Consider the following 7,480-nt stretch of genomic DNA (forward strand, 5'->3'; position numbering starts at 1 on the left):
GCGTTCAGCCTGGCTGCCTGCAGCGTGCCCGCTGCGCCAATCGAAATGCCGTTGCCGGCCGTGGTGCTGACGCCGGCTTTCTGCACGACGTTGGTGCCCGTGACCAGGACCGAGCCCTTGGACGCCGTGATATCCGCGTTCTGCTTCAGATCGCCCGTGCCCAGGGCATTGGCCTTGATGGACACGTCGCCCGTCGAAGCGGTGATCGATGCGTTGGTTTCGACACCCGTGCCCTGCATCGACACGCTGCGCCCGTTGATCGCGCTGTTGACCACGAGGGGGCCGGTCACCGCGCCAAGCTGGACGTCGCCGCCGCCGATCAGCCTGGCTGCCTGGATCGTGCCGCCCGCACCAATCGATATGCCGTCCCCCGCATTGGTGGTGACGCCGCTCTTCTGCAGGACGTTGGTGCCCGTGAGCAGGACCGAGCCCTTGGACGCGGTCAGGTTCGCGTTCTGGTTCAGATTGCCCAGGCCCGCGGCATCGGCCTTGACGGAGACGTCGCCCGTCGAGGCGGTAATCGCCCCGTTGATATCGACACCCGTGCCTTGCATCGACACGCTGCCGCCACTGACCGCGCCGTTGACCGCGAGGGATCCAACACCGCCCGCGCCGATCTTGACGTCGCCGCCGCTGTTGATACGGCCGTTCGACACGACATTGCCGCCGGCGGTCCCGATCGTGACCGCGCCTTGCGATGCGTTCAGGTTCGCGCCGTTCTCGATAACGACATTGTGGCCAGCGCTCGCGTATTCGCCACCTGTCGGCGCCGTGTTGGCGTCAAACGGAGAGAGGAACGGGGGGTAGCTCACCGGCGTGGAGCCGATCGTGATGTCGCGCCCGGCGGTAATCTGGCCACCGGCGCTGACGTTGCCGTCGAGTTGCGAACCGAGGATCACCGAGCCGCCCTCGCCGGAGCTCGCGCGCGTCGCTTCGATCGTGCCCGTGTTCTGAACCACCGTTGCGAGCATCGCGCCCGTTGCCGCGGCGTTGAGCTGGACGTCGCCGCCCTTCGCGGAAATCACGCCGCCATTGGCCGCGAGCGCGTTCTGCGCCTCGCGCCCGAGCATGACCTTGAATCCGGAGTTGCTCATCTGCATCGCCACGCCGTCGGCCGCGCCGAGCGTGACGTCCCTGGCGCGAATCGTGCCCTGGTTGGTGGCTTTTGCGCCGAGCAGCACGACGGCTTCGGTTGCGTTCAGCTGGCCGTCGTTCGACACGACGCCACTACCGCCGTTCGCGGACAGGTTCATGACGCCCCGTGCGTCGCCACCGTCCATGAATTGCTTGTCGTCGACATTGAGCGTGGACGCGACGAGACTCCCCACGTTCACCGTCGACGTCTTGCCAAACATCACGCCCGCGGGGTTGACCACGAAGACGCGGCCGCTCGCCGTCAGCGTACCGTCAATTTGTGTTGGCGCCGCCGTGGCCACGCGGTTGAGCACCGCCGAAGTCGCGCTGGGCTGCTTGATCGCCACCGCCTGGTTTTTGGCGATGTCGAAGTTGGTCCAGTTGACGACCATCCTGTCGGTGGCCTGGGTGATCGTCGTATTGTTGCCCGAGGTATTGATGGTCCCGCTGCCCGCCGCGACAACCCCGCCCTGCACCGCCCATGCGCCGTTCGCGTAGCCCAGCGCCGCGCCCAGCATGGCCGGCATGACCGCGAGCCGGAACGCCTGCTGCCGTGTCGATTGGGAGCGTTTGTGGCGGGTGGATTTGTTGTAGTTCATTTCCTGGCCTTGTATCGAGTTCTTTTCGTTACCCGGCGGGACGTTTTGGTCGTTCCTCACGCGGGAGCTCTTCGGACTGCTTGCGAAAGCAAAATGTATGCGCTGTAAGCAAACGTAAGCAGCCTGAGGATCTTATTGGCGGCGAGGAAAGCAGAACGTAAGATGATTCTTAAAAACGCGTGCTCACTGGAGTTGGGCAAGGGGCGCGGAAGCGGCGCGTGGATAAAAAAAGCGGCGGTGCGCTGTAAGCGCACCGCCGCTTTTTGTGGGAGAACGCCCCCGGAACGATCAGGGATTGATGTACTGAAACAGCGAAAGATTCTGCGTAGCCGCAAAACTCTTCTGCGAAGCCGACAGCGCATTCGAGATCTGCGTGTACTGCGTGATCGCCGCGGTCATATCGGTGCTCGTGAGCGTCGAAAGGCTCGTGGTGACCTGTAGCGAATTGTTCGACGTAACGGTCTGCAACGCCTGGAGTTCCTGCTCGCGCCCCCCCACCGAAGCCTGCACCGTGATCACGTTGGAGATCGAGTTACCGAGTGCCGTGAGCCCAGTCGTCAGCGCGTTCGTCAGATTCGCGGTCGCCGACTGGCTGCCGTTCACCGGCTGTTGCAGCGCGGCAATCACGTTATCGATGGTCGAGAACACGCTGCTGTTCTGCTGCGCCGTGGCGGGTGTCACGGAAAATGTATCGCCCGCTGCGGGCGTGCCCGAGATTGCCACGGTCATGCCAACCTGGCCGCTAGCGCCGAGATCGATCGGCGAGCCATCCGTATAAGGCTGATCCGACGAGAGCGTGGTAGGCGGATTGGTCGAGTCGTCCTTCACCGAGTACGTGAGCGCGCCGGTCGTGGCGTCGGTGGCGAACTGGATCGAGAGCGGGTGGCTGTTCGTGGCCTGCGTGGCATCGGTCACCGTTACGGCGCCGATCGTGCCCGTGCCGGTGTTGGACGAGCTGCCCGCGCTCACCGGGGACGAGCCCACCGGCGAGACGCTCATAAACACGGACGAACCCGTGTCGCCCACCTGGATCTGGCGCGAGCCGGCCACCTGAACGAGGCGCTGCCCCGAGTCGCCGTTGTACTGCACGCCGCCGCCCGGCAGATTGGTGAAGACCTGCGAGGTGCTCTGGAAACCCGAAAAGAGATAGTTGCCCTGGCCGTCGGTGGTATTGGCGAGCGTGAGCAGCTGGCTGCGTTCGCCCTGCAACTGCTGGGCGAGCGCCTGGCGGTCGGAGTCGCTCAGCGAGCCGTTGACCGCCGACTGGATCTGCTGGTTGATGGCCTGCAATGTGCTCGTCACGCTCGAAAGCGTCGAGTCTTCGAGCTGCAGCGACGAAAGTGCCGTGCTCTGGTTCGACTGGTACTGCGTGAGCGTCGCACTCGTAGCCGAGAGCTGCACGGCCTGGGCGGCGCCGAGCGGATTGTCGGCGGGATTCGAGAGGGAGACGCCCGACGAGACCTGCTGCTCCACCTGGAGAAGCTGAGCCTGCTGGTTCTCCATCGTGGCCAGGCTGGACGAATAAAGCTGGGAAGTCGCGATACGCATGGGTCAGCGCCTCACTGGAATATGCCGATCAGGGTCTGGAACATCGACTCCGCCGTCTGGATCACCTTACTGTTGGCCTGGTAGAGCTGCTGGTACTGCAGCAGGTTGGCCGCTTCTTCGTCGAGGTTCACGCCCTGCACCGACTGCTGCTGCGAGGTGAGCTGCGTGACGAGCGACTGCTGCGAGGTGCTCGACGCTTGCAGCTGGCTCGCCGTGTTGCCGATCGTGTTCACATAGTTCGAGTACGCGTTCGTGAGCGTCTGCGAATTCGTGAAGGCCGTGCCCGAGGTGAGGTTCGCGAGCGCGAGCGCATTGCGGCCGTCCTGCGAGGCGCCCGTGTTCTGCGCGATGGTGAAGGTGTCGCCGCTCGCGGGTGTGCCCGTCATCGTGAAGCTCACGTTGTTGGCCGTGCCGCTGGTGTCGCCGCTGATGGCGATGGTCGCGCCCGTACTCGGGTCGTAGGGGACCGTCGTGCTGCCGTCCGAGGCGATGGTGTAGGTCGTGGGCGTGCTCGAGCCCGGTATCGTGACGCTCACCGTCGAGTTCGGCGGGAAGCCCGAGAGTGTGCCGCCGCTCCCCGTCGTCGCCGCCGTATAGCTCAGCGTCAGTCCCGATGAGGACACGGCGTAGCCCGCGCTGACCGTACCTTGCGTGACGGTGGCCGTGCCCGTGTTCGTGCTGGCCGCCGAGACGAGCACCGGCGAGGCGGCCGCAATCGCCGACGGGTCGGTCGTCGCGAGGGCGAAGTTGTCGAGTGCGCCCGCGGTCGGCTGGATCGCGAACGAGTCGCCGTTGTTCATCGTGCCCGTCGAGGTGATCGACAGACCCGCGGCCGATACGACGAACGGCTCGCTTGCGCTCGGCTGGGTGTTGGTCGTCCCCACGACCTGATTGGTCGTCGTATCGGTGAGCGTCCAGGTGTTGGTTCCCGAGGCGTTCGAATACGAGAGCGTGTAGTTGTCAGTGGACGGGCTGAGCGCGCCGGCAGACGTGAGCTGTGCCGAGACCGTGGCGGTGCTGCTGGGGTTGTTGTTCAGATTGGCCGTGACAACCGGCGAGCCCACCGTAAAGAGCTGGCTGCCCGCCGCGCCGCCAAGCGTCAGGCCGAGTGCGTTCTGCTGGTTCACCTGTGCGGCGAAGCTCGTGGCGATCGCGCCCAGTTGCGCCTCGGCAGGGTCGAGCGTGCCCTGCACGAACGAGATGAGGCCGCCCACGGTGCCGCCCTGCAGCGCCGCGCTCGAAAGCGGCTGCGCCGTTGCGCTCGAGCCGGGCAGGCCCTGCCAGGCGACGGTGAGCTCCGAGGGGTTCGAGCTCGACGGCTGCGTGGTGAGGTTGTAGTTCTGCCCGCTCACCACGAGCGGCTGACCGTTGCCGAGGAAGACGCTGTAGCCGCTGCTGTTCTGCACGACCTGCACGCCCACGAGCTGCGATAGGTTCGAGACCGCCTGGTCGCGCTGGTCGAGCAGCTGGTTCGGCTGCTGGCCCCCGGCGCTCGCCGTGGCAATCTGCGTGTTGAGCTGCGCGATCTGCTGCGCGTAGCTGTTGATCTGCGTGACCGCGTTCGAGAGCTGCGTGTTCACGCTCTGGCGCATCGAGTCGTACTGCTGGCCGGCGGCGTTGATCTGGTCGGCGAGGGTTTGCCCGTCGGAGATCGCGGTCTGGCGCGTGGCGGTATTCGACGGCGAATTCGACACGTTCTGCAGGCCCGAGAAATACGACGAGATCGACGAGGCGATGCCCGACGTCGGGCTGCCCACGAGGTTCGAGAGCTGCGTGGCGAGCGTGTACGACGCGGTGAGCGCGCTGTTGCTCGACTGCGCGTTATTCAATGCGGTCGTGAGGTATTGGCTGTAGGCACGCTGCACCGTGGCCGTGTTGACGCCCCCGCCGATGTAGCCCGAGGCCGTGTACTGGCCGCTCGCTTCGTTGAACACCGCGCTTTCCACGTTGTAGCCCGTGGTCGACGAATTGCTGATGTTCTCGCCGGCGGTGGCAATTCCGATCTGGGCCGCCTGCAACCCGGAGAGGCCGATCGAGAAGATGTTGGACATGCGTGATCCTCATGGACGGCCTTTCCGACACCTCGGTCGAACGGCCGCGTGGGTGAACCAACGTAATAACGGCAGCGGAGCGCAAAAATTGAGCGCCTGCATCCAGGAAAATGGGGGGAAAGTCGCGAAGAAAACGTTTGGCGTGCGAGGCGTGACGGCGCGCGCCTCGCAAGCGATGCGTGACGCATCCCGGGGGCGCCGAGCGCGGCCCGGCGGCCCGTGCAGCGGAACTCAGGCGCGCTGGAACGCGCGCCGCTTCATTTCGAGCTGCGTGATGTAGCGCTGCAGGCTGTTCTCCGCGGCGCCGGGCAGCGCCACGAATCTGAAGCCCAGGTGATAGCGCCGCTCGCCGTTGGGCAGGTCGATGAAGCGCAGCACCGCGAGCGCCAGATCCACGCGCAGCACGCCATGCGCGCGCAGGTCGAGTTCGACGCCAGAGAGCTTCAGGCCCATCTCGAAGGTCGCCGCGCGATCGTCCGTCGTGCGCAGGCCGATGCCGCCGAGCGAGAGATCGTGCACCTCGAACTGGAAGCGCTGGCCGTCCGCCGGCAGCGCGCCACGGCACAGGCACGGCTCCAGCACGGGTGTATCGACGCGGAAATACTCGCGGCGCTGCACGTAGTAGAGCACCTCGGGGAACCCGGCTTCGAATGCGGGCCGGCCTTCGAATTCGGTCTCGCGCGGCGCGGCCGTGGTGAACTCCACGCGCACGCCGTCGGGCGAGGCATGGAACTGGCATTTGGCACTCGCGAGCACGTCGCGGTTCTGCTCGGGCAAGGCGCCCCAGTCGAACACGAAGGTGCGCTCGCGCGTGTTCACCTCGAGAATGCGCGTGACCAGTTGGCCACCGCCGTATTGCAGGGTCAGGAAATCGCCGCGACTGGCGAGGTTGCGCAACTGCACCCCGACTTCTAGCGGGTTGCGCCGGCCATAGTCGGGAACTTCGCCCTCGGAGGCTTCCTGTTGATTCGAATGAACGGTATTCATCGGCGTGCCGGAATTTCGTGGACATGCCGGCGCGCCACGGCCTGGGCCCCCGCGCGCCGTCCGGGCGGTCCAGGCCGCCCCTGATTCTTTTGCTTCTTGCCTGCATTAGCGGCAAGCGCTGAGAGAAATTTAGGGGTTTCGTGCAAATTTTCCGTGCCTTGGCGCACGGAGGTGCCGCAAGTTCGCGCAAGCTGCGCATAACGTCGGCGAAGCAACGTTTGCGTTCGGCGATCACGGCGCGAACGGGCCATCAGGCCATTTGCTGCATGATCGTCATGAGCTTTTTCGCGTATTGCGGGTCGGTCGCGTAGCCCGCGCGCTGCATGGCGTGCGCGAAGCCCTCCACGCTGTGCGAGTTGTTGATGACCGAGGCGTAGCGCGGGTTGCTCTTGAGCAGGTTCGCGTAGTCGGTCATGGCGTCGTCGTACGAGTCGTAGGCGCGGAACTTCTCCACCACGCGGTGCGGCGTGCCGTTCACGTATTCGGTCGTCATGGTCGAGACGGTCTTGCCCGTCCAGTCCTTCGTGGCCTTGATGCCGAACACGTTGTGGCTCGTCGAGCCGTCCGCCTTCATGATCTCGCGCTTGCCCCAGCCCGACTCCAGCGCCGCCTGCCCGACGATGAAGCGCGCCGGAATGCCGGTGGCCGCGCTTGCCTGCTGCGCGCCGCCCGCGAGCTTGTTCACGAAGGCGTCCACTTTTTCGTCGCCGTTGCCGCGCACGGGCGGCGTGAGGGCGCTGTTGGCGTCCCAGCCTTCTCCCTTGCCGAGCGCGCCGTTCGCGCTGGCGTTGCCGTAGGCGCGGCCCAGCGCGCTCAGCATCGCCATGTTGCCTTCGTTGCCGCTGCCGCCCGAGCCGGCCATGCCTGACATGGCGCCGGCAATGCCGCCCGGGCCATCGGCGCCACTGGCGCCACTGGCGTCGCCGCCCATGCTGCGCATGAGCTGCTTGATCATCGCATTGGCCACGCCGATGCCCTTGTTCGACATCTGCTGCGCGAGCTGCTGATCCATCATCGAGGTGAACTGCGCGCCGTCTTTCGAATCGAGCGGACCGTCGTCGGGGGTCGCCTCGCGCATGCTCTTGAGCATCATCTGCGTGAACACGACGTCGAACTGCTTCGCGGCCATCTGCACGCCCTGCTGGGGCGACGCATTGGCTG

5 protein-coding genes are annotated in these 7,480 nt (G+C 65.6%); all 5 read right to left on the reverse strand.

Annotated features, from left to right (window positions below):
- Positions 1 to 1,733: two-partner secretion domain-containing protein (locus tag BO1_RS54265; protein WP_043288124.1), on the reverse strand; the 1,733-nt coding region annotated here is incomplete at its 3' end.
- Between the two features lie 288 nt (positions 1,734 to 2,021).
- On the reverse strand, positions 2,022 to 3,281 hold the full coding sequence (gene flgL, locus BO1_RS36925; protein WP_028221872.1) for a flagellar hook-associated protein FlgL: 1,260 nt from the start codon (positions 3,279 to 3,281) through the stop codon (positions 2,022 to 2,024).
- A gap of 11 nt (positions 3,282 to 3,292) precedes the next feature.
- Positions 3,293 to 5,332, reverse strand: coding sequence for a flagellar hook-associated protein FlgK (gene flgK, locus BO1_RS36930; RefSeq protein WP_028221873.1), 2,040 nt, complete (start codon positions 5,330 to 5,332; stop codon positions 3,293 to 3,295).
- A gap of 231 nt (positions 5,333 to 5,563) precedes the next feature.
- The gene (locus tag BO1_RS36935; protein WP_028221874.1) at positions 5,564 to 6,319 is read right to left on the reverse strand and encodes a flagellar brake protein; all 756 of its coding nucleotides are present in this window, start codon (positions 6,317 to 6,319) and stop codon (positions 5,564 to 5,566) included.
- A 250-nt stretch (positions 6,320 to 6,569) separates the two neighbouring features.
- On the reverse strand, positions 6,570 to 7,480 hold a 911-nt coding region (gene flgJ / locus BO1_RS36940; RefSeq protein ID WP_028221875.1), incomplete at its 5' end, for a flagellar assembly peptidoglycan hydrolase FlgJ.

The sequence above is a fragment of the Paraburkholderia oxyphila NBRC 105797 genome (genome assembly GCF_000685075.1).
Classification (GTDB): domain Bacteria; phylum Pseudomonadota; class Gammaproteobacteria; order Burkholderiales; family Burkholderiaceae; genus Paraburkholderia; species Paraburkholderia oxyphila.